At 66.9% G+C, this 23,274-nt stretch carries 16 protein-coding genes; 8 read left to right on the top strand and 8 right to left on the bottom strand.

Annotated elements, in window-relative coordinates; genetic code table 11:
* The first annotated feature begins 70 nt into the window (after positions 1 to 70).
* The gene (locus D187_RS11140; RefSeq protein ID WP_002626947.1) at positions 71 to 1,129 is read left to right on the top strand and encodes an SPFH domain-containing protein; all 1,059 of its coding nucleotides are present in this window, start codon (positions 71 to 73) and stop codon (positions 1,127 to 1,129) included.
* A gap of 95 nt (positions 1,130 to 1,224) precedes the next feature.
* On the opposite strand, the gene D187_RS11135 is transcribed toward D187_RS11140, so the two are convergent.
* From D187_RS11135 to D187_RS11110, 6 genes are all read right to left on the bottom strand, one after another.
* The gene (locus D187_RS11135) at positions 1,225 to 2,655 is read right to left on the bottom strand and encodes a hypothetical protein (protein ID WP_043429305.1); all 1,431 of its coding nucleotides are present in this window, start codon (positions 2,653 to 2,655) and stop codon (positions 1,225 to 1,227) included.
* A 70-nt stretch (positions 2,656 to 2,725) separates the two neighbouring features.
* Entirely contained in the window at positions 2,726 to 4,657 is a 1,932-nt protein-coding gene (locus D187_RS11130) for a hypothetical protein (RefSeq protein WP_002626949.1), read from the bottom strand.
* A 2-nt stretch (positions 4,658 to 4,659) separates the two neighbouring features.
* Positions 4,660 to 9,123, bottom strand: coding sequence for a M15 family metallopeptidase (locus tag D187_RS11125; protein WP_002626950.1), 4,464 nt, complete (start codon positions 9,121 to 9,123; stop codon positions 4,660 to 4,662).
* A complete protein-coding gene (locus D187_RS11120; protein WP_076606142.1) occupies positions 9,120 to 10,025 on the bottom strand; it encodes a hypothetical protein in 906 nt (301 codons plus the stop codon). Before D187_RS11120 ends, D187_RS11125 begins: the two co-directional genes overlap by 4 nt.
* A gap of 77 nt (positions 10,026 to 10,102) precedes the next feature.
* Positions 10,103 to 11,011 (bottom strand): hypothetical protein, encoded by a 909-nt coding sequence (locus D187_RS11115; RefSeq protein WP_002626952.1) that lies wholly within the window; start codon positions 11,009 to 11,011, stop codon positions 10,103 to 10,105.
* A 27-nt stretch (positions 11,012 to 11,038) separates the two neighbouring features.
* The gene (locus D187_RS11110; protein WP_002626953.1) at positions 11,039 to 11,791 is read right to left on the bottom strand and encodes a hypothetical protein; all 753 of its coding nucleotides are present in this window, start codon (positions 11,789 to 11,791) and stop codon (positions 11,039 to 11,041) included.
* Positions 11,792 to 12,080: 289 nt separating this feature from the next.
* Between D187_RS11110 and D187_RS11105 the strand changes: the two genes are divergently transcribed.
* Positions 12,081 to 12,395 carry a DUF3817 domain-containing protein gene (locus tag D187_RS11105; protein WP_155893319.1) on the top strand — a complete coding sequence of 105 codons (315 nt, stop codon included), beginning with the start codon at positions 12,081 to 12,083 and terminating at the stop codon, positions 12,393 to 12,395.
* Here the strand turns inward: D187_RS11105 and D187_RS11100 are convergent.
* Entirely contained in the window at positions 12,392 to 14,176 is a 1,785-nt protein-coding gene (locus tag D187_RS11100) for a hypothetical protein (RefSeq protein ID WP_002626955.1), read from the bottom strand. The two genes, D187_RS11105 and D187_RS11100, sit on opposite strands and share 4 nt — an antisense overlap.
* 30 nt (positions 14,177 to 14,206) lie before the next feature.
* Here D187_RS11100 and epmA point away from each other — a divergent pair, with 30 nt between their 5' ends.
* Both epmA and D187_RS11090 read left to right on the top strand, forming a co-directional pair.
* The gene (epmA, locus tag D187_RS11095; RefSeq protein WP_002626956.1) at positions 14,207 to 15,196 is read left to right on the top strand and encodes an EF-P lysine aminoacylase EpmA; all 990 of its coding nucleotides are present in this window, start codon (positions 14,207 to 14,209) and stop codon (positions 15,194 to 15,196) included.
* A 1-nt stretch (position 15,197) separates the two neighbouring features.
* Positions 15,198 to 15,866, top strand: coding sequence for an inorganic pyrophosphatase (locus D187_RS11090; protein ID WP_002626957.1), 669 nt, complete (start codon positions 15,198 to 15,200; stop codon positions 15,864 to 15,866).
* A gap of 75 nt (positions 15,867 to 15,941) precedes the next feature.
* Here D187_RS11090 and D187_RS11085 read toward each other — a convergent pair whose 3' ends face one another.
* Positions 15,942 to 16,472, bottom strand: a complete 531-nt coding sequence (locus tag D187_RS11085) for a hypothetical protein (RefSeq protein WP_002626958.1) — start codon at positions 16,470 to 16,472, stop codon at positions 15,942 to 15,944.
* Between the two features lie 316 nt (positions 16,473 to 16,788).
* Here D187_RS11085 and D187_RS11080 point away from each other — a divergent pair, with 316 nt between their 5' ends.
* The 4 genes from D187_RS11080 to D187_RS11065 all read left to right on the top strand — a co-directional run bounded on the left by D187_RS11080 (position 16,789) and on the right by D187_RS11065 (position 23,256).
* Positions 16,789 to 18,225 (top strand): nicotinate phosphoribosyltransferase, encoded by a 1,437-nt coding sequence (locus D187_RS11080; protein WP_002626959.1) that lies wholly within the window; start codon positions 16,789 to 16,791, stop codon positions 18,223 to 18,225.
* An 18-nt stretch (positions 18,226 to 18,243) separates the two neighbouring features.
* On the top strand, positions 18,244 to 19,215 hold the full coding sequence (locus D187_RS11075) for a cysteine hydrolase family protein (RefSeq protein WP_002626960.1): 972 nt from the start codon (positions 18,244 to 18,246) through the stop codon (positions 19,213 to 19,215).
* Positions 19,212 to 19,976: an NUDIX hydrolase gene (locus D187_RS11070; RefSeq protein WP_002626961.1), complete on the top strand. Its 765-nt coding sequence runs from the start codon at positions 19,212 to 19,214 to the stop codon at positions 19,974 to 19,976. The genes D187_RS11075 and D187_RS11070 overlap by 4 nt, the downstream gene beginning before the upstream one ends.
* Positions 19,977 to 20,397: 421 nt before the next feature.
* A complete protein-coding gene (locus tag D187_RS11065; protein WP_076606141.1) occupies positions 20,398 to 23,256 on the top strand; it encodes a hypothetical protein in 2,859 nt (952 codons plus the stop codon).
* The last annotated feature ends 18 nt before the right edge of the window (positions 23,257 to 23,274 follow it).

Below are 23,274 nucleotides of genomic sequence, written 5' to 3'. Positions count from 1 at the left end.
ATGCGTTGAAGTAGGGACGCGGCGTGGACTCCCGGTGGTCGACGCGTTCTCTGGAGGCGACGAAAGCACGATGGGATTCTTCGATACGATCAAGGGCGAGTCGCAGCGCAACTTCATCGCGCGGGCTGACGAGGCGAAGGGCGAGATTGTCTACAAGTATCCGGAGAAGAACGTCCGGATGCTCACCCAGCTCACCGTCGATGCGGACGAGGTCGCCCTCTTCGTGAAGGACGGCAAGGTGGAGGGGAAGCTGGGGCCGGGCCGGCACCAGCTGGACACCAAGAACATCCCGTTCATTGGCCGCCTGGTCGAGGGCTTCACCGGCGGCAACCTGTTCATCGCGGAGATCTTCTTCGTCTCCACGCGCGAGTTCACGGGCCTGAAGTTCGGCGGCCCCATCGGTGACGTGCGCGATCCGGAGACGGGGCTGGGCATCGGGACGATGGTGTACGGCGACTTCTCCATCCGGGTGACGGAGCCGGAGAAGCTCGTGGTGGGCCTCGTCGGCATGGGCCGCGCCAACAACGCGGAGTTCGTCAGCTGGTTCAAGAGCCAGGTGCTCAAGGTGACGCGGGATCGCATCGCCGAGCTGCTGGTGAAGAAGCGCTGGCCGCTGCTGGACGTGACGAGCGGCGCGTACACCGAGGAGATCGAGACCGAGGTCATCGCCGGGCTCAAGCCGCATGTGGACACCTACGGCCTCACCGTGGTGCGCATGGGCAACTTCCACGTCAGCATCAAGGAAGAGGACGAGGCGACGCTCAAGAAGCTCTCCAAGGACGTGGCCTACTCGCGGCTGGCCGGTGGCTTCCAGCAGTACGCCCAGGGCCAGGCGATGCTCGGCGCGTCCGAGGGCATGGCCAAGGGCGGTGGCGGCTCGGACGGCGCGCTGCAGGGCATGGGCATGGGCATGGGCTTCGGCATGGCCCAGATGTTCGCCAACAACCAGAACCAGCAGCAGCCCCAGTTCCAGCAGCAGCCCCAGCAGCCTCCTCCCGCCGCGGCCCCCCCGGCCGACACGCGCAGCCCGGCGCAGCGGCTCAAGGAGATCAAGGAGCTCAAGGACGCGGGCGTACTCTCCGATGAGGAGTACAACGCCAAGCGCGCCGAGCTGATGAAGCTGCTGTAGTTTCGCCCCCCCCTTCCGGGTGGCTCGCTCGAGGCTTCCGTCCGTGTTCCGGGCGGAAGCCTTCGTCTTTTCCGGGCGTCCTCTCCAGCCCGGAGTCAGGACAGCAGCGGCCACAGCCAGGACAGCAGCGGCAGGGCGCCGAGCAGATAGCAGGAGGCGAGCACCGCGCGGACGAACAGCCGGTGGTCGCGAGCCCGTGGCCGGCTCGACACGCTCGCTGGGATGAGCAGCGCCGGCAAGCCGAGCACGACGAAGAGCAGCGCGAGCAGCGCATGGGGGCGGCGGGAGTACTCGAGGTGCTCGAGGAGGTTCAGCGGATCGGCGCGCTGTCCCGAGGAGGTGAGGCCCACGTGGCATCCCTCGGGGCCCAGCAGCGTGAGGCCCCGGCGTGTGGGAACGAGGAAGCCGGAGGCGAGGTGGGTACAGGGGCTCTCGAGGCGCGCGACGGCGGTCAGGGCCCCGGTGCCTTCACCCACCCGGAGCAGACCCTCCGCACCGGACACCGTGTTCCACCGCTGGCCGCGCCATTCGTGGACGATGCCCTCTCCCGGTTCCGGCACGAAGCGGGAGAGGGTCTCGAGCCGTGTGTCCCCGACCACCAGGGGCGAGGGCAGGAGGCGCAGTCCGGAAGGCGGAGGCCGCGCGGGGAGGATGCTGCCGTCGGGTTCGAGCTGGTGGGTGGCCGGCAGATTCGGTGGGCGCATGCGTCCGGCCACGCGCAGATCGAGCCCGGCCAGCAACTGGAGGGACTGTCCGGCGGCCTCTCCCGCCCCGCTCTCCGCGACCTCGCGCAGGGTTCCTCCGTCCTCGACGAGGAAGCGCCAACCGCGGAAGCTCGCGTTCCAGGCCGCGCGCACGACGCAGTCCGTGCGATCCAGGCACATTTCCTCGCGGGTGACGACGCGGGGCAGGTCCCGGTCGCCCACCCGGACGAGCACCGCGTCCGCGGCCCTGGCGCGTGTGTCCTCGCCTCGGGCGGGCGCGAGCGCCACCTCCAGCCGGTAGCCCGCCCAGCCCAGGCCGAGCAGGCGGCTGCCCGCGCCACCCGGAAGGCGTTCCGGAAGCTCCCGCCAGCCCTCCGCGTCCGCCACGGCCGCGACCAGCACGTCCTTCCCTCCGCCCGGCGGCGATGTGCGCGCGCTGGCCCGGTAGACGATTCCCACGCGCCCGCCGGGCCCCGGAAGCAGGCCCTCCACCCGTTCGAGGGCCAGGTGCTCGGGCAGTGACTCCAGGAGGCGGGCTTCTCCGCGCCGGGGCAGCAGGAGGGCGAAGGTGCCGGTGGGCAGGTCCGGCGCCGCCGGGCAGGGGAGCCAGACCCGGTCCTGATCGACGAGCAGGGGAAAGCGGGTGACGCCGCCGCAGCCGCTCGGGGCGGAAGCGAGCGGCTGGCCGGTCGCATCCCTCCAGCTCAACTGGCGCGCACCCGTGGGGTGTTGGGGCCAGAGCGCCACGAGGCCGAGCACCGCGGCCCAGAGCAGGCCGGCCGCGCTCAGCGGCAACCAGGACAGTATGCGAAGGAGAACCACCAGCCCGAGGACGCACGAGCCGGCCCTCCTCTTCCCGGCGGGACGCCCGGGTGCGCCCCGGGAGTCCGCGTCAGCTCTTCTTGGGGGGCTCGACGACGAGGGCGTACTGGAAGAGCGACTTGCGCCACTGGGCGCGTGCCTCGGCACCGTGATCCAGACACTTCAGTGACGCCGCGAGGGTCCAGTTGCGCGCCTTGACGGCGGCGGTGAACTCCGGGACCTTCGTGTTGAAGCTGTACGCGCCGCGGTTGTAGGCGATGTCGAGCAGCGCACGGCGCACACAGAGCGGGTAGCTGTCGAAGTGAGGCTTGAAGGTCTCCCGGATGACCGGAAGGAACTCGGTGTCGAGCCGCTTCTTCACGAGGTCGCGGATGAACTGATCCGTGAGGGCGATCATCGGCCGCTGCGCGTACTCCGTGAACCACATCCCCTTCTTCATCTGATTGACCTGCTGGAACGCCGTCGCGATCTCCTCCGGCGTCGCCGCGCGGCCCGCGTCCTTGTTCTGGAAGGGCAGCGCCTGGGCGTCCTTCGCGGTGTTGAGCAGGTTGCCCGCGCCCACCGTCACGTGGCCCTTCGTGTCCAGGTACATGTACGCGACGATTCCCTCCCAGGCGCAGAGGTCGTTCCACATCTCCTCGAAGGTCATCGGCCCCTTCTGGTCGCCCGCGCTGGCGGGTGGCGCGGGGATGACGACGATCCCCGATTTGCGCCGCTTGGGCCGGGGGGGCCGCGGCTCGGTCGCGACCGCCTCTCGCGAGCACACCCAGTCCGCGTCGATGTCCCATGACAGCTCGTGTCCCTTGAACGCGGAGAACGTCGTGTCGTCGAAGTCCAGATGCGCGGCGATGGGGCCCCGCTTGCCATCGCGGAGCGCGGCCGGAAGCGAGAGGATGGCGAAGGCGGGGGCCAGGGGAAACTCCCCGGCCGCGGGCCGCGTGAACAGCCAGTGCCGCTCTCCCAGATAGCCCTCGAAGATGCCGTCCGAGCCCAGGGGCAGCCGGACGGTCGTGGCCTCGTGGCTGATCAGCAGGGGGGTCTTGGACCGCGGCTCCACGAGCGCCACGTCGAGCTGGAGCTCCGCTCGGGGCGAGACTCCCGAGATCTTTCCACTCACCTCCCACGTGCCCTCGATGGAGGGGTCGTATTCGATCCGGAAGTCCTCCAGCTTGGGCCTGGGGACCGTGAGGAAGTTCTTGTTCTCGAGCAGCAGGGTGGGGGCGCCACCACTGTGTTTTCCCCAGAGCTGCCAGGCGAACTCGAAGGCGCCGACTTCCTCTTGTCCCACGTCCGCCAGTTGATGGCAGCTATCGTCCGTGAATCCGATGGCCCAGGAGCGCGACAGCGTGAAGAAGTAGCCCGGGGTCCACGTGTGGGTGAAGGCGTTGCGAGGCTCCGTGGCAGCGATCTCGTCCGAGCCCTCGTCACTCTCGAAGACGCGCAGCTCGAGCTCCGCCTGCTGGAAGACCAGGCCGAAATGGGGCGTGAAGGTGATGCGCTCGCCGAGGAGCTTCTTCTCGGGCAGGCGCACGTGGATTTCACACGGGTTGTTGAAGTCGACGGCGGGTTTGAAGGTCACCGTGTCCGCGTGGGGAAAGTCGGGGGTGAGGGAAAAGCCCAGCTTCCCCCGTCCAATCAACTGCTGGGCGAGCACGTCGACGATGGGCGTCTTTCCGTTCACCTCGACTTCGAACCTCCCGTCGGGCTGGATCTTCATCAGCACCTCTCCATCCACGGGGTAGGAGAACTCCTTGCCCTCGCGCGACACCAACCAGGAGAGGGCACACTTGCGATTGCCCGGAGGGAAGTGCTTGCTGGCGCCCTTGATGGGAAAGCTGATCGTGAGGGGCACACCGGACTGGAGGCCCATCGATGCCAGGGAGCCCGGCGAGTCCAGGGTGATGGACGTGCGTGGAACGAGCACGAAGGGAATCGAGGCCCGGTAGCCGGCGCTCAGGCTGACGGTTCCCGGCTTCTTCACCTGCTCTTCGGTCGTGGCCATGATCAGGCTCCCAGATCCTCGGGGTTGATTTCAGGAGACGTCCTGACCTCGACGGCAATGCCGTGAACGTCGACCGTGTCGCCCGCTCGCGTTCCCTTGGGAGCCCAGACGAAGCGGAAGGTCCCCGGGGTCTTCTTCAGGGCGCTCTTGAGGACGTTGGCCTCGAATGCGCCCGTGTCCGTGCAGCACCCGTAATGAGAGGACTGTTGGCTCGCTTGAATCTTGTAGCGGATCAACTGGGTGATGCCGATGTCCTCCTGCCATTGACCCGTTTCGTCCTTCCGCTCGCAGGTGAGGTGAAGGGAAACGTCCGTGGGCAGGTGGCTGGCCTGCCCCAGGAACCGGATGCTCTTGGCGCCTATCTCGTGTTTGAGCTCCTCGAGGCGGGGCTTGAGTTCCACCGCCCACGAGATGCCGGGGGGAGGCGTCGTCACCTTGTCGGGTTGGGAGATCTCGGCCGAGAACTCGAGTGTTCCGCCCCAGCGGCCCGGCAGCGGCTTGCCCTTCTTGTCCTTGAAGAGATCCCATTCCGCGCTGACCGTCGAACCGACGAGCTTCCCCTGCTGGAACGTCTCCTCACCCAGCTTGAGCTTTATGACGGGAGCGGCCGCGGTCCATTGCTTCGCATCGCCATGGAGGCGGACCGTCGTGTACAACTTGCCTCGCCCCATCTTGAGGGAGACGTCGCCGAACTCGAACCTGCCCACGGGGGGCAGGAGCTTGTCCGCGACGGCCTCCAGGTAGTCATTGCCACAGGCGGACTTGATGTCCTCCAGCGAGGCGGTGAGCAGCTTCGTCACATCCCCCACGGGGGATTCCTTGTCGGCCAGCACCAGGTGTCCGCCATTGGGGGCGATGAAGCGGGGTCGGACGTGAAGCCGCTCTCCTTCTGCGGAGAGGGCCTCCGCGGCGATGCGTCCCAGGGCTGGGCCTGGATCGAACTCGAAATGGATCAGTCCCGCGGATTCGGGAGGAGTATAGGTGAGGCGAATCGCCGATTCCGATACCAGCCTCTCCACTGAGAAGAACGTCGAGGCACTGAGTTGCGCGAGCTTCTGCTCGAGGACATCGAGTTCGGCCGCCGCCCCCGAAGCGGTCGACACATACATGCTCAAGCCGTTCACGAGCAGCCGCTTCACGAGGGGAACGACACCTTTCTCCTGCCGACTCTTCGGACGGCACGCCTCCTTCAATTCCTGGAGTCGTTGCGCGAGAGGAACAGCCAGCGTGAAGTTCGTCTTCGCGTTACCCGCGAATACCTGTCCAAACTGGCGATGGCTCACGAAGTCCTGGAAGGAGAAGTCCGTCGTGACCCTGGGATTGCTCTTCTCCTTCTCCTTTCCCACGATGAAGTCACCCCTGTATTTGAGTCCTCGCTCGGTTCTCAACAGGGGCGGCCTGCTCGCGACAACGGGAAGGGCATATGCGCCAAACGTGGACGGCTCCGATGGATTGGGCGTGCTCGCGGTGGTCGATCGCCAATACTCGAAGACAACGTAGCCCGCGAGGGAGTAGGGCCTGTTCTTGCTGAACGCCAGACTCCCGGCGGCGAGAGGACGAATCTTCCCATCGGAGCCCGGCGCGGCTCTTCCGGCTCCGAGTACGAAGGTCTGCCCCTCGGGTATCGGTCTCGCGAGCTGGAGAGCCGCCCCCTGGCTCTGAATGGGTTCGAAGGGTTGATTGGCTCCATTCGTGGCATGCAGCCGCCAGCCTCCCCAGAAGGGAAAGGAGGTGCGAAGCATGGCGACGCCATCGTGGTAGACGGTTCGGCCCAGGACCTGGGGAGGCAAGGTCGGAGCCCCTTCTCCTTCCGGAGTCGCGTGGAACAGCACATCCGTCGCGTTCATTCCGTCCGTGGTGCTGTATCCATGTTGCACCAGGATGGCGAGCAAGTCCATTCCCACCTCCAGCCTCTCCTCGGGGAGGAGGAAGCCGAGAAACGGAGGCTTCTGGGTGCTCTCGTCGCGCCTCAGCGTTTCCGGTGGCCAGGCTTTCTTGAAGGCGATGGCTTCCTTTTCGAGAAGGATGTCGATGAGCCAGAGCGCTGTCACCGGATGCGCATTGAGGGTGTTGGCGGACTTGGGTAGGAGGTGATTCCCCGAGCCGAAGATGCTTTCTTGCTCGGCCTCCGCTCCGCGGACGGGAACCTCTCCATACGGATCATCCTCGTCCTTCTTCCGGGACCACCAACTCAGGGGCCGGATGTTCTTCTTCCACGCTTCGAAGACGGTCGGGCTGGAGGTGTCGACGAGATCCTCCAGATGCCCGGCCGCGCGGCGTGCCTCCAACTGGGTATCGAGACCTTCCGGGGTCCACTCGTTCAAGTGATCCAGCAAGAGGTTGCGCCAATGGTGGGTCACCGTCTTCTCGAACAACTTCATGCGGTCCTCGAGCCGTTTGGGGCGCGGATTCTCGTTCGCCGCGGGCTCGGGCTTGTCGAGGAAGAAATCGGGAGACCAGAGATCGAAGGTGTCCGCCTCCGCGGGGACATTCAAGGTGAGAGTGCTCTGCTCCGGCTTGAAGCGGATCGTCTCCTTCTTGAGGGAAACGCCTCCCTTGAAGAATTGGACCTCGAGAGAGCACTGGCCCGTGGCGTCCCCTTTGTACTGGTAGGTGTTGTCCAGGGTTATCTCGAGCGGGTATGTGAACCGGGGGGCCGTGTCCGGTCGGCCAGGAAAGAAGCTCTTCCCCTCGTTGAAGTGCTGCAGGAGGTGCTCACCGTAGGTGTCCGACTGCAACTGCTCCACGAGCCGCTCACCCGTGTTGCCTAGGAGTTGCTGGAGTTCGTTGGCTGCGCCCTCGTTCTCAGCCGAAGGCATTTCCAGGAAGTTGTCCTGCCGGAGCTCCTGGATCGGGTTGAAGAGGTTGTCGATTCCGGCCCGATTGCGAAGAATCTGGATGACGCCGCCCTGCGGGCTGGTGGAGAACATCTCCCAGTGCAGGTATCTGGCGGACGTGGCCTGTTGGGCGGAGGTCGTCAGTCCCTCCAGGGGCTGGTTCTCACTGATGAACCCGATGGTCTCGCCCGCGGCCACGGGAAAGAGCGCGCGATCAAAAGTAACGACGGCGCCCGCTTGAAGGGCCTCGATGGCTTGACGGACATCCTCGGGGCTCGGTTTGCCCAACGCCACGACGTTCTGTCCCTTCTGGGCGGGCAAGGGCGATTCGCGGTCATGCACCTTGAAAGAGGTTGCCTCGGGACTCAGTGCTTCCTTGGACCAGAGGGTCTTGCCGACATCCGGGCTGCGGGGGTTCAGGTCCACCACTCCGCCAAACCTCATCTTGAGGAGAGCGGCCAGCCAGGGTGCCTCCGCGGGGTCTGGAGTGGTCGCGTCCCAGTTGGGGGCCGCCAGGTGCATATACAGGCTGTAGAGGGAGTGCTCCTGGGCGCCGCCTTCCGCGGTGGACGCCGCTTGCCCTTGCGCTGGACCATTGCTGGTCTTGTCCAGGATTTCGTGCCGGAGCAGAACGAAACCCAGGGGGCGATCATCCGTGACCCGGCGGACGTCCGGGTTGTCTCCGCCCTTGTTGGGCGCCATGAGGCGCGCGGCCACGATGAAGCCTGGCATGGCGGCGCGGACGGGTGTTCTGGCGGAGGTAGCTTCCGCTTCCAGATGGACGCCACCGTGCAGGTTCTGCAGGAGGCCGACGGGAAAGTACCCTCCCTTTCCTCGCTCGTTCAGATAGTAATACTTGATGGGTGATTCCCGCTGTTGCTCCCTGCTGAAGGGGTAGAATACCTGCGGTGGATCCTCATCGGGGATTCCCTCGATGGTGCCGCGCAGGTACTCGAAGTGCATGTAATCGTGGTACTTGCCGCCCCAGCTGAAGCCAAAGTTCTCCAGGATCGTCACGATCCTGGGATGGAGGTCGAACAGGGCTCCTTTCTTGTAGGGATTCGTCTCCCAATTGATGTCGATGGCGCTTCCAAAGGCGTGGTTGGAGAGCAGATCCTTCTTGGCTTTCGTCTTGCTGCCGTAGGGAATCCTCTCATCGAACGTCTTGAGCTGTCGATCCCGCTCCGCGCAGACGATGTTCCAGTTGGCCGAGAAACCCTTGTCCTTTCGCAGGTCCGCGTACTCCGGGCGGTGCTCGAGGGCCTCTCGGACACTGGGGTTTTGTTGGTAGCGGAAGAAATATCCGCCGACCTGATAGATGGTGTAGGGGATGTTCTCGGACCGGATCTTCTCGAATGCGGCCGACAAGAGATGGGCCAGCTTCCGGTTGAACTGCACGGTGACGGTCTTTTCTTTCTGTGGACCGATTCCCGGCAGTTTCACGTCGACGATATGGTTCCGGCTGAAGCTTTCGAGGACGGGATTCTCCAGAACCCGCGCCGTCTTCTCGAAGCTGCCGGTGATGCTGTCGCTCTGGAAGTCGTTGTGCACCAGGCGCTTGCCATAGATGCGCTCGAGTTCCGCGTCCGTCGTGTATTTGTGCGTGGGTTGCTGGTGGCTGTAGCTCACGGATTCTTGATCTCGGTAAGTTTGCCGCTCTTCCACTTGAACAGGGACGTGGGCTTGCCGCTCTCGGCGATGCTGCGCACGATCTCGGGAACGCCATCCTTGTCGACGTCCTCGACGCCCAGCACCTCGGCCTCGGGCCCGCCTTCGTTCACCCAGGACAGGGCCTTGAGCTTCTTCTTCTTGGCCGTGTCGTAGACCCGCAGGTTCACCGAGGTTCCCGCGCCAGGTGCTGAGTAGTAGTGCTCGAAGATGAAGACGCCTGGGGCCAGGGGGTGGATGCAGGTGGTGATCCGGCCGGCCTCGCAGGGCGCGGAAACCGAGTCGGTGAGCAGATTCTTCTTGCCATCACAGGACACCACGGTGAGCTTCTTGGTGGTCTGGCCCCGCTCGCAGGCCGTGGTGGCCTGGCCTACCAACAGCACCTTGTCCTTCTCCATGATCCAGGAGGCGGGGTCGATGACCGGATTGTCCCTGTTCACCTTGCAGGAAAAGGTTTCACTCACAAGGTGGGGCCCCAGGCTCGTCAGGTTGGGTGGGTAGGCCCCCGTGTAGAGGTGGCTCATCGTATAGACTTTATTCAGCGCCTCTTCGCCTTCCTGCCTGTCCGTGAACCGACCCACGGTCCGGTACACCACTCCCTTCTCGGCGAAGAGGTAGCGATCCCCCAGGAGATCGTAGGGCTCGAAGGGGTTCGCGGGATCGTAGGACTGCAACGGCTGGCCATCGTTCTTCCGCTCGCCGACCCCGATGGTGAGGCTCTGCGCTCCCCACGCCGAGTCACACAGGGGCTCCTCCGCGTGGGCCGGTGCTGGCGCCATCCCGAGCAGGCAGGACGCCGCAGACGTCAGAAGAGAAAGGCCGAACATGGTGCAGGAGGTGGCGTGCTTGTTTGGGTTGCGCATGTCTGTAGTCTTGGATTGGCTGATTCGGACGGTGCTTGAGCGCCGCTCGGACATCGTGGTTTGTTGGTGGCTGTAGCTCACGGAGCCTTGACCTCGGTGAGCTTGCCGCTCTTCCACTTGAACAGGGACGTGGGCTTGCCGCTCTCGGCGATGCTGCGCACGATCTCGGGAACGCCATCCTTGTCGACGTCCTCGACGCCCAGCACCTCGGCCTCGGGCCCGCCTTCGTTCACCCAGGACAAGGCCTTGAGCTTCTTCTTCTTGCCCGTGTCGTAGACCCGCAGGTTCACCGAGGTTCCCGCGCCAGGTGGTGAGTAGGAGTGCTCGAAGATGAAGACGCCCGGAGCCAGGGGGTGGATGCAGGTGGTGATCCGGCCGGCCTCGCAGGGCGCGGAGACCGAGTCGGTGAGCAGGTTTTTCTTCCCGTCACAGGACACCACGGTGAGCTTCTTGGTGGTCTGGCCCCGCTCGCAGGCCGTGGTGGCCTGCCCCACCAACAGCACCTTGTCCTTCTCCATGATCCAGGAGGCCGGGTCGATGACCGGATTGTCCCTGTTCACCTTGCAGGTCGAGGCGTCGTTGACCAGGTAGGGACCCAGGCTCGTCAGGTAGGGCTTGTAGGCCCCAGTGTAGAGGTGGGTCATCTCCGTGTAGACCGTCTTCAGCGCCTCTTCGCCTTCCTGCCTGTCCGTGAAGTTGCCCACGGTCCGGTACACCACTGCCTTTTCGGCGAAGAGGTAGCGATCTCCCGGGAGATCGTAGGGCGCGAAGGGTTTCGAGGGATCGTAGGACTGCAATGGCTGTCCATCGTTCTTCCGCTCGCCGATCTCGATGGTGAGACTCTTCGCTCCCCATTCCGAGTCACACAGGCGCTCCTCCGCGTGGGCCGGTGCTGGCGCCGCCCCGAGCAGCAAGGACGCCGTGGACGTCAGAAGAGCGAGGCCGAACATGGAGCGCGAGGTGGAGTGCTTGTGTGCGTTGCGCATGCCTGTGGGTCTTGGGGTCCCGGACGGTTACCGCCACTGCTCGAGGATCTGGAGGACTCCCTGGGGTTGGGAGCGCGTCAGCACGAATCCGGCGATGTCGGTCAGGGAGCCGCCTCGGGGGGACATGGCCCGATAGGCGATCACGTCCTCCTGCCCATCTCCGTTGAAGTCTCCCGTGGCCCACCACTCCAGCAGTCCGAAGGTGTCCTGGCCGGTGACCGCGAGGCTGAAGGCGTTGCGCTCGCCTTCCCTCGGCTCGAAGTGGAGTTCGGGCTCGGTGGCGCTCCAGGACTTTCCCTGCCGCTCCCGGGTCTTGTCCGGCTGCGCCTCGCCGAACTCCGGCGCCATCGCCGCGGGGAGGACGTCGCCCGGGGACTTGAGTTTGAGGAGCTCCCTCACCTGGCTGGTGCGTGAAGGACGCGCCGTGGTGAGCGCCTTCATCACCCGGCACTGGAGGAACTGGAGCTGGACGACCTCGGTGTCCCGCTGGGAGACGACGTCGACGTCATTCACGTCCACGCCCTCGATGTCCGTGCACCGGCGCAGCTCCCGCGCCTTCCTCTGGGGGAGCCGGTCCTCCAGGAGCTCATAGGGCTGGGGCCATTCGCGGCGCAGGGCCGCGGCGGCCTCCTCGGGTTTGGAAATCACCTCGAGTCCCGGCAGGACCTGGACGGGCAGCGAGGTGGCCGGGGCTGGGGCCGGGGCGGGGTTGCCCGCCTGGGGGCCTCGGGCTCCCTCCGCCGGAGTCTCCGAGGCCCGCTTGCATGCAACGGGCATCATCCAACTGAGACAGAGGAGTGAGAGCAAAACGCGGCGAGTGCGACGTTCGACGTGCACTGGGGGAGTTCTCCTGGAGAATCCGGGTTCGGTGGTGGACGAAGCATATCGCCCCTCGCCGACCCCCGGGGGTCTCGGGCGGGATGTTTCTCACTGTGAGTGTGTGTTTGCTCGCTCGCGGAGCGAATCGCGAGGACACACGCTCCGGACTACAGTGCCGCGCCCCCTATCGCGGCCAGACGGAGCGAGTCCGCTCCCTCGCGTTCATGGCCGTGGGAGAGACATCGCCATGCTGCTGACCACCCCCCTCGGGCGCTTCCGCGCCGTCGCCTTCTGGGAAGGACTGTCCTTCCTCGTCCTCCTGCTGCTGGCCATGCCGCTGAAGTACCTCCTGGGCATGCCGCAGATGGTGCGCGGGGTGGGCATGGCGCACGGCGTGCTGTTCATCGCGTACGTGTACACGCTGATGATGGCCGCCCTCGAGCACCGTTGGGGCTTCACCCGGGTGGTGGTGGCCTTCGTCGCCTCGCTGGTGCCGGGCGGGACCTTCTGGCTCGATGCCCAGCTGCGCCGCGAGGAGCGGGCCGCCGCGCTGGAGGCGCGCTAGCCCGCCGGGGCCGGAGGGTTCTCCGGGGTGGGAGCGCTCTGGGGCGTCGCCGGAGGGCTCTCGGGAGCCGCTGGCGGACTCGCGGGAGCCTCGGGCTTCGGCGCCTCCGGAGCCGGCACTGGAGCCTCGGGAGCCGGAGCCGCGGGCGCCTCATGCGCGCCCAGCTTCATGGGCACGCCCAGGGTGGTGCCGAGCCGCAGCAGCAGCACGTCCGGGACGATGCCTCGATCACCCAGGATCTCGGCCACTTCTCGCGCGGAGAGGGCGTTGCCGTGCGCCCACAGGCCCTTGAGGAACGTGCCCGCCTCCGGGCTGTGCCACCACGCGGGGCCGAAGCGCGCCTTGAGCTGCCCCTGCAACTGGCCCGCGAGGAACCACGCGCGGAAGTCGTCCGCGGATTGGAAGAAGTCCTCCTGGTCCACCTGGTAGCGCGCCACGTCGTCGTCCGTCGCCGGCAGCGCGTCCACCCGGGAGATGATGGCCCGGTACAGCTCGCGCGCCTCCACCGTCTCTCCCTGCCGGTGCAGCGCGAGCTGGTAGAGCAGTCGTCCCGCGGCGCGGCGGATGAGGAACAGCTTGTGGGAGCTCGTCGCCGCGAGGAACCCGGCGCGCTCCCTGTCCTTGAGTCCCGCGTGCTCCTCGAGCCACACCGGGTCCTCCATCAGGTCCTCGAAGAGGGCGGCGTAGGCCTCGGTGACGGTGGGGTTGCCCAGCTTGGCCAGCTCGAAGCGCGGCTCCGTGGTGAAGGCGTAGTGCAGCGCGTGGCCGAACTCGTGCAGCATCTTCGCCTGCTCCAGCGCGCCCCCCACCGAGCGCACCGACAGCCGCACGTCCCCGGGCACCCGGATGCCCAGCGCCAGCGGACGCGGGTTCTTGCCCTTCACGTCCTCCCGGGCGTCGATGCGCACGTTCTTCATCTCGCCCAGGTCGATGTTCATCCCGGCCAGCGTGCCGTGGGCGCGCAAGAGCTGCTCGCCCTTGAGGAAGAGGCCCTCCACTTCCCGCGAGCGGAACAGCCGCGGCAGGTCCGCCCGGGTGAGGCTCGCGTAGGGCAGCCCCAGCTCGCGCTGGGCGAGCCGTTCCATCACCTCCTTGTAGGGCGCCTCGGTGGCTTGGAGCACCTCCTCGGCGAGCACCCCCAGCCGGTCCAGGTCCGCCTGCCGCAGCTCGCCGCCAAAGGCCTCGTAGGAGGAGTAGCCCAGCTCCTTGAGCAGCTCCTCGGTGCGCTCGGCCCGGCGGCGGATGAGCGGGGAGAGCCGCTCCAGGGCGGGCGTGGCCGCGGTGTACAGGGCCTTGCGCTTGAGCGCGCTGCGCTCGTTGGCCAGCCGCCGCTCCAGCTCGTGCCAGCGCACCTCCTGGCCGTCCACCTGGAAGCTCAACGAGGCCTCCAGGTTGGCCAGCGCGTCGTTCACCTCGGCGAGCTGCTGGGACAGGTACTCGCCGGCGAAGTGGGCCTGGAGCGCGGTGAGGGCTCTTATCTCCCGGGGCTCGGTGGTGCGTTGGCGCAGTTGCTCGATGTCGCGGAGGGTCTCGAGGGTGAAGAGCGCGTCCTGGCCGGCGTACGTGGAGGCCATGTCCGCCCGGGCGCCTTCGGCCCAGTAGTTCCATACCAGCAGATCCTGCGCCTGGAGCAGGGCCTCGGCGGCGGAAGCGCTCTGGGCCACGCGCGTGGCCAGTTGTTGTTCCTCGGTGAGGGGTGGGGGGGGCTTGGGAGCGGTGGCGCACCCCGCGTGGAAACCGAGAGCGACGCTGAGGATGAGTGCGGGAAGCCTTGGGCGCATGGGGGGCGCAATGTAACTTCTGCGCCGCTCATGCCCAATTCAGTGCAGTGGCGCTCGGCCGCCGCCCGGCAGGCCCTCTACGGCGCCCTTCGCCGGTTCTTCACCCAGCGTGACTACCTGGAGGTGGACACGCCCCTGCTCGTCCCGACGCCCGGGATGGAGCCCCACATCACCGCCTTCGAGACCCCCTTCGTCCCCGAGACGGACGTGGGCCGGCGCCGCTCGCTCTACCTGCACACCAGTCCCGAGTACGCCATGAAGCGGCTGCTCGCCGACGGCTCGGGTCCGCTGTTCCAGATCTGCAAGGTGTTCCGCAACGGCGAGGTGTCGCGCACGCACAACCCCGAGTTCACCCTGCTGGAGTTCTACCGGCCCCAGGCGGACTACCACTCCATCATGGCGGACCTGGAGGGGGCGCTGGCGGAGGCGGATGGCGCGGTGGGAGGGGATGGGTTCTTCACCCGGACGCCCTACGAGCGGGTGTCCGTGCGGGACGCGGTGCTCCGGGCCACGGGCGTGGACTTGCGCGCCTGCCCGGACGGGCCCTCGCTCAAGCGCGCGGCGGAGGCGGCCGGGGTGCGCACCGGGGACTCCGTCCTGTACGACGATGTCTTCTTCCACCTCTTCCTGCAGCGGGTGGAGGGGGGCCTGGGGCAGGAGCGTCCCACCTTCCTCACCGAGTACCCCGCGTCCATGGCCTCGCTGGCGCGGCTCAAGCCCGGGGAGCCCGCGGTGGCCGAGCGCACGGAGCTCTACGCCCGGGGGTTGGAGCTGGCCAACGGCTTCTCCGAGCTGACGGATGCGCGGGAGCAGCGTGCCCGACTGTTGGAGGAGCAGGAATTCCGGCGGAACACGGGCCGGGCCGTCTATCCGCTGGACGAGCGCTTCCTGGACGCGGTAGGGCGGATGCCGCCCTCGGCGGGTATCGCCGTGGGGCTGGATCGTATCCTGATGTTGATGTTGGGCGTGGCGTCCATTTCGGACGTGCTGTTGTTTCCCGCCCACGAATTCGTTGAGTGACATGGCCACAAAGAATCCGCCGACCCACACCTTCCAGGCTCATCCCTGGCATGGCATTTCCCCCGGTGAGAACGCTCCGGAGAGCGTCACCGCGTACATCGAGATCGTCCCCACCGACACGGTGAAGTACGAGCTCGACAAGGAGGCGGGCATCCTGAGGCTGGACCGGCCTCAGCGCTTCTCCAGCCAGTGCCCCACGCTCTATGGGTTCATCCCCCGGACCTACTGTGACGAGCTGGTCGCCAAGCGCTGCGCGGACCGCACCGGCCACAAGGACATCAAGGGAGATGGGGACCCGCTCGACATCTGCGTGTTGACGGAGAAGGTCATCCCCGCGGGAGCGCTGCTGGTGCGCGCCGTGCCGGTGGGGGGCTTTCGCATGGTCGACGGCAACGAGGCCGACGACAAGATCATCGCCGTGCTGGAGTCGGACCTGGTCTACGGGACCTTCCAGCACGTGGCGCAGCTGCCCAACGCGCTCGTGGAGCGGCTCAAGCACTACTTCCTGACGTACAAGCAGCTGCCCAGCCAGGCCAAGCGCTCGGTGGAGATCGTCGAGATGTACGACAGCGCCGAGGCCCACGAGGTCATCAACCGCAGCATGAAGGACTACCAGCGCGTGTTCGGCCAGCCCCCGGCGGCCAGGCCGCGCGGCCGCGCCAAGCGCTGAGTCCCGCGCCTTCGCGACGTATCAGGGCGCTGGAGTCCTCGCGGCTCCAGGCGCCCGGTGCGCGCGGCGGGGCGGTCAGCCGACGGTGAGATTGCGCAGCTTCGCCAGTTCGATCTCCAGGCCCTGCAGCTCCTCGGACATGTCCATGAAGGCCAGGTCCTCGGGGGTGGTGGACTCGGCGCGGGCCTTGAGGAGCGCGATCTGCCCCTCGAGGAGCTTCTGCGCCTCGCGTGGGTCGATGGTGCCCTGGCGGATGCCCTCGGCGATGGCGCCAATCTGGCGGACCTGCCCCGGGGCGCTCACCGACTCGGAAGCGAAGGTGTCCTGGGTGGTGTTCTCGTAGGCCGCCTTGATGTTCTTGTGGTTGTCCTGGCTCTGCGCGAGCAGGCCGAGCTCCTCGTCCGCGGAGATCTCTCCGTCGGCCAGGGCGGACTCCACGGACGCGGACAGCTTCTGCTGGCCCTCGAGCAGCTTCTTCGCCTCCTTGGGCGTGACGGCGCCGCTCTTCACGCCCTCGGCGATCTTGCCCATCATCTTTCCCTGCTCCTGGGTGGTCCGCACGAGCGTGGCGAGGCCGGGTTTGCCGATGCTGGGGGGAATGGCCATGGGTGACTCCGGGGGATGGCGCGAAAGGGGAGAGCCGACTCGGGAGACTTGGGCGTCAGCGATGCCGCGGGGAAGTTGCAGTGGGCATGCCACTGTCCGCCGTCCACGCTAGCCAAGGACTGGCACTTCGAGCAAAGGCGCATTCGCACCCGGGTTCCGGGCTGACACGGTGACAGCGAACATCCGTTCCCTGGTGTCTGTTGTCATCAGGTGGTGACTGCCGTTCGGGTGGGCAGCGGGCGGAGTTCCAGTCCCCGAGAAAGAGTATTGAGGACTTTTTCTCGGCCCATTAGAGTGCGCGACCAGGAGGCACACCATGGGAAGTCCGCTGCTCGCGACGGACGGCTACAAGTTCAGCATGGCGGAGGCTGGCTGGCCGCTGCGTCAGGAGACGTTCTACTACTCGCACCGCAAGGGAGGGCAGCAGGTGGTGCCGGTGGACGTCGAGGCCCATGTGCGCGCCCTGCTGCCGGAGCCCACGGAAGAGGACTATGCCTACCTGGCCCGCAACAGCTACGAGATGGGGGCGGGCTTCAAGGCGGCCATCCGCAAGCAGCGGCTCATCATCCGGGCCCTGCCGCGTGGCGCGCGCTTCTACGCGCGCGAGCCGGTCTTCACCCTCACGGGCAGCTCCGCCCTGGTGTCGTGGCTGGAGCCGCTGCTCCTGCAACTCAACTTCCGCATCCAGGTGGCCACGCAGGCGCTGGCGGATCGCGAGGCGCTGACCCGGGCGCTGGCCGTGTTGTCGTGCGAGGAGGAGAAGCGCATCGCCCTGGAGACGCTGGACGCGGTGGGCGTGCCCGCCGTGCCCATCACCGTGGACTCCGAGGGCTACCACGCGCGGGTGCTGGCGGTGGTGAAGGATCTGGTGGAGGCGGTGGGCGACCCGAGCCGCATCTTCGAGGTGGGGCTGCGCGCGGCGACGTGTCTGCAACAGCACGAGATCGCCGTGCGCGCCTGCCGCGAGGCCGGGGTCATGCGCACGAGCAACGTGTACCTGGCGAAGAAGCTGGGGATGATTCCCGTGGGCACCATGGGCCACGAGCACGTGCAGCGCTACGGCCAGGACGAGGCGGCCTTCCGCGCCATCCGCGAGCGGCGTCCCGAGCGCTCCAGCTTCCTCTTGGACACGTATGACACCCTGGGCTCGGGCCTGCCCACGGCCTTCCGCATCATCCACGAGGAGCCGGACGCGGGGGACTCCATCCGCTTCGACTCCGGGGACAAGAAGAAGCAGTACACCCAGGCGGTGTCGCGCGCGAAGGCGGAGGGCATCAAGCCGGTGCTCATCCTCGAGGACGGTCTGGACGCGCAGGCCACGCGCGAGTTCGAGGCGCTGCGCCGCGAGTTCGGCTGGGCGCCCTCGCAGCAGTTCTACGGGTACGGTGGGTTCATCGTGGCGCGCACCATGGCGAGCCCCTTCACGCGCGACCGGGTGGCGGCGGTGTACAAGCTGGCGCGCACGGGCCACGCGCCGACGATGAAGTTCGGCAACGAGCTGGCCGAGGGCAAGCAGAGCATTCCGGGCTCGCCGGTCGTTTTCCGGCGCCGCGGCGGCTCGGGCCCCGTCGGGCTCATCGGCCAGGAGGGCGAGCCCGCGCCCGAGGGCTATGAGCTGCTCTCCGGCGCGCCGTCGGACACCGCGGCGCCCGTCGGCGGCGAGCAGCGCGTCGCGTACACCCCGGCCACGCAGGCGCTGGTGGACGAGCTGCGCCAGCGGCACTTCCCCCGCGGTTTCCCGATTCCCTCGTGACGTTTCCTGGAGAACGCCATGTCCCTGCCTCTTCCGTCGTTCTATGACGATGCCCACGTGGGCTCGCTGTACCTGGAGCGCGCCGCGCGGGTGACGGACGAGGCGCGCCGCTACGCCCGGGAGCACGGGGTGCGCCCCGCGCGTGAGGACCGGGTGCGCATCGCCGCGTTCGGCATCGACGCGCAGGTGGCCTTCTGCCAGCCCGAGGCGAGCCTCTTCGTGCCGGGCGCGGTGGAGGACTCCCAGCGCACCCTGCGCTGGCTGTACCGCAACCTGGAGCGCATCACCGGGCTGGTGTTCTCCATGGACACCCACCGCGCCTTCCAGATCTTCCACCCCGGGTGGTGGCAGGGTCCGGACGGCCAGCCGCCTCCGCCCCTCACCGTCATCACCCCGGCGGACGTGCGCTCGGGCCGGTGGCGCGCCACGCGGCATCCCGAGGAGAGCCTGGCCTACTGCGAGCGCCTGGAGGCCACGGGCCGCTACGTGCTCACGGTGTGGCCCTACCACGCGCTGCTCGGAGGCCTGAGCCACGCGCTCTTGCCGGCGATGATGGAGGCGAGCCTCTTCCACGCGCTGGCGCGCGACACGCCCACGCACATCATCCAGAAGGGCGAGGAGGCGCTCACGGAGAATTACTCGGTGTTCTCGCCCGAGGTGACGGAGGTGTCGGGGCGCACGGTGGGCCGGTTCGACCAGGCGCTCTTCGACCATCTGCTCACGTTCGACCGGGTGTATGTGTTCGGCCAGGCCAAGTCGCACTGCGTGCTGTCGACGCTGATGGATCTCAAGCGGCGCATCGAGGAGACGGACCGCTCGAAGATGGGGCGCATCCACATCCTGGAGGACGCGATGAGCCCGGTGCCCGCGCCGCCGTTGGATCCGCTGCCGCCGGGGTTGGACTTCCCGCGCGTGGCGAACGAGGCGATGCGCGCGTTGCAGGAGGCGGGGATGAAGGTGGTGCGCACCACCGACCCGATCCAGGGGTGAGGTCGCCCGAGGTCCAGCGGGCGCGCCAGTCGCTGGCGCCCTATGCGCGTCCGGCGGTGGCGGTGGACCTGGTCGTCCTCACGCTGGTGGAGGGGGCGCTGCACGTGCTGCTCATCCGCCGGGGCGAGCCTCCCTTCGAGGGGAAGCTGGCGCTGCCGGGAGGCATCCTGCGCGTGGGCGATGGCGAGGAGGACCAGGGCGAGGACCTGGACGTGGCGGCGGTGCGCGAGCTGCACGAGGAGACGGGGCTGGAGTCGCGCGACGTGCTGCTGGAGCAGTTCGCCACGTTCGGCCGGCCGGGGAGGGATCCGCGCATGCGGGTGGTGTCGGTGGCGTACTACGCCCTGGTGCGGCCCGAGCTGGCGCGGCGGGTGAGGGCGGGGGGAGACGCGGCGGAGGCGCGCTGGGAGGCGGTGGAGCGGCTGGACGCCAGCACCCTGGCGTTCGACCATGAGGACATCCTCCGGGTGGCGCTGGCGCGGATGCGCGAGAAGCTGGACACCTCGTCGCTGGCGTTCTCGCTGGTGCCCGAGCGCTTCTCCATTCCGGAGCTGCGCGCGGTGTTCTCCGCGGTGAAGGGCGAGCCGCAGGATCCGGGCAACTTCCGCCGCAAGGTGAAGCGGCTCATCGAGGATGGAGTGCTGGAAGCGGCGCCCGGCGTGCGGCGCACCGCCTCCAAGCCCGCCGCGCTCTACCGCTTCCGCGCGGCGAGCCCGGCGGCGCCGACGCGTGGGCGCAAGGGCGGAACGCATCCCGCCTGAAGTCGCCGCACCACGGCCGCGGGCTCTGGCACTTCGAACTCCGGGTTGTCCATGACTGGGTCGAGGTGCAAGCGAACGTCTGATTTTCGACGATGGGCAATGCCTTGCATCTTCGCGGCATTCTGCTGGCTCGCTGGGCGAGCAGGTGGTGTTTCCGCGTGAAAAACCGGCATGGTGAACTTTTACGGCAATGCCATCACCCTGGATGGGTTCAGCCTTCAATTCAAGGGAAGCAAGACCAAGAAGAAGAGTAGGTGTTGACGGTTTATTGGTGCGTTTTGCCCCTGGCGCATGACGTCTGGATGCCGCTTCGTTGCTTGCCTTGCCTGCCTTCATCTAGTGTCTTCCTCGTCAGACACCCCGTTTTGGAGACGGCGAGGCCGTGCCTCCTGGGGGCGGTGTGGCCGCAGAGGGAGAATTCATGGTGAAGTCGCTAGGGGCGGTTTTGTTCGTCGCACTCGTGTTGAGCGGTTGTTCGAAGGTGACCGGGGTTCAAGTCACCAGCGAAGCCAAGCAACTCCTTCCCAATGAGGAGACGTCCCTCACGGCCTCGGTCCTTGGCGAGGGTCCCTTCGATCCCGAGGTGACCTGGAGCGTGAGCCCGGAGGGGGTCGGCTCGCTCTCGGCCACCACCGGTGAGACAGTCACCTATACCGCGCCTGACGCGGTGAGCGAGGACATGCAGGTCACGGTCACCGCGACCTCCAAGCAGACGCCTGCTCGTTCGGCTTCCGCGACCCTGACCCTCAATGCGGCTCCCAGCGTCACCGGCGTGCAGGTGACGGCGGCGCGCAGCGAGTTGTTCGCCAAGGACACCGTGGCACTCGAGGCCTCGGTGACGGGCATCAGTTCCTTCAGCTCCGAGGTGACCTGGAGCGTGGAGGGGGAAGGCTCGCTCTCGGCCACCACCGGCTCGCAGGTTGTCTACACGGCGCCCGACGTGGTGAGCACCGACACCCGCGTCACCGTGACCGCGACCTCCGTGCAGATGCCCTCTCGCTCCGCTTCCACGACGCTCACGCTCAAGGCTCCGCTCATCACCGCCGTGCAGGTGACGGCGGCGCGCACGGAGCTGGTCGAGAAGGAGAGCGTGGCAATCGACGCCTCGGTGACGGGTGCCGGCCCCTACAGCTCCGAGGTGACCTGGAGCGTGGAGGGGGCCGGCTCGCTCTCGGCCACCACCGGCTCGCAGATCATCTACGCGGCGCCCGATGCCATCGGGGCGGACACGCAGGTGACGGTCACCGCGACGTCCGTGGCCGATGGTTCCAAGGCCGGCTCCGTGACCCTCGTGCTCAGGGCTCCGTTCGTCTCCGCGGTTGAGCTCTCGGCCGCCCGCTCCCAGATCTACGCGGGCAATACCGTGGTGTTCTCGGCCACGCTCGTGGGGGCGGCGCCTTTCGGCTCCAAGGTCGAATGGAAGCTGGTGTCTGGAAGTGGCGCGTTGGAGCCGCTCCCCATCGACGCCTCGCGTCCCAGCATGCGTTTCGTGCGCTACACCGCGCCGAGGATCGCCAGTGCCCTGTCCGTCACGCTGCAGGCCACCTCGGTCTACGACTCCACCAAGTTCAATTCGAAGAGCGTGCAGGTGCTGCCGGTTCCTCTGGCCATCACGGAGGTGAGCTCGGGCACTGGCAGCAACCGGCCCGGATGGCTCGAGCTGCGCAACCTCACCAGCGCGCCCATCCAACTCGCGGACTATGCGCTCCGTGCCCGGGGGTTCGACACGAGTACGAGCGCCTGGGTGCCCAAGGACGTCATGCTGTTTCCGCTGCCCTCGCGCCTCCTCGCTCCGGGCGCGTACGTCGTCGTCTCGGGCAAGGCCTTCCCCTGGGAGAACTTCGAGTCGAATCAGATGATCTGGCTGAGGGAGGAGCCGGCCCTGGTTCCGCTCTGGTCGGGGGCTACCTTCATCGAGTTGGTCCGGAGCGACATCGGCGAGACGGTCGACTTCGTCCGCTTCGGCAACAGCACCCAGGCGCCCCTGTCGGAGGGGGCGTGGACCGGCACTTCGAATGTGCCCGCTCTGCCGGGGGATGGCTCCTCGTCGCTTTCTTTCGTGCGCGTGACGGGTGCCAACGACACCAACGGCTCGGGCGACTGGTCCTCGCGGGCGTTCTCGACGCCGGCGGGCCCCAACGATGTGCCCGCGGGTGCCGTGGACGATGACTCGGACGGTATTCCCGACTCCGCCGAGGTGGCGGGCGGCCGTTTCGCGGGTCTGGACCTGTACGCCATGGGCGCACGCACCGCGCAGCGCGACCTCTTCATCGAGGTGGACCACATGCAGTCCACCAACCCCATCATCCTTCCTCAGAAGGAAGCCCTGGATAAGGTCGTCGCGGTCTTCGCCAGGAGGGGCATCCAGGTTCATATCGATGTGGGCACGCGTTTCAGCGCGAGCTTCAACCCGGCGAAGTACAACCTGGGTCAAGGCCTTCCGGAGGTGCCCTTCGCCTCCAGTATCAACATGACGCGAGCCGGGGGGGAGGCGGCCAGCGTCTACGAACTCAAGTCGGCGCACATGGACTTCGCCCGCCGTGCGGCTTTTCACTACTGTGTTTTCGGCAGCACCCAGACTGTAAGTGGCACCGCCACGGGCAACAGTGGCGTGGCCGAGCGCCTCGGTAACGATTTCCTGGTGTCGCTGAGCGCGTTCAAGTTGAGCACGGACTCGGCGGCGCAGCGCAACCAGATCATCAACTACCAGGCCGCCGTCTTCATGCATGAACTCGGCCATAACCTCGGCCTTCGTCATGGCGGCAACGTGGATACCAACTACAAGCCCAATTACCTGAGCGTCATGAACCCACTGTACGAGCTCGAGGGCTTGGGCCCGATCTCTGGAAGTGGGGCGGGCGACCGGTATTACCTCCGCAATAGGATGAAGGGATACGATGGGCTTGATGACCTGGTCGACTCTCCGCTGAGCAGCACGTTCGTCTTGGATTACTCGGATGGCTCTGGTGGCGTCATCAACGAGACCGCCTTGAACGAATCGGCCGGAATGTGCCGCCCAGGGGCCACGTCCATCGACTATGACAACAGCGGCTTCATCAGTACGACCACCTTTGATGTCAATCGAGACAGTCTGTTCGAGGTGCTCTACGATCACAACGACTGGGCGAGCATCGTGCTCCCGTTCTCTCTTTCCCACAGCGTGGTCAGGAACATCGCGTCGCACGACACACCGTTCGAGCCGATTTCCGTCGTGCAAGACCAGCAGCCTGTCGTGGATGAGGAGCCGCCCTCGCCGGACCTCCTCTGGAACATTCATTGAACGGGTGCTTCCGGTAGC

The organism is Cystobacter fuscus DSM 2262 (assembly GCF_000335475.2).
Taxonomy (GTDB): Bacteria; Myxococcota; Myxococcia; order Myxococcales; family Myxococcaceae; genus Cystobacter; species Cystobacter fuscus.
Note: the sequence above shows the minus strand (reverse complement) of the source record. Positions and strands in the feature narration are given on the sequence as shown.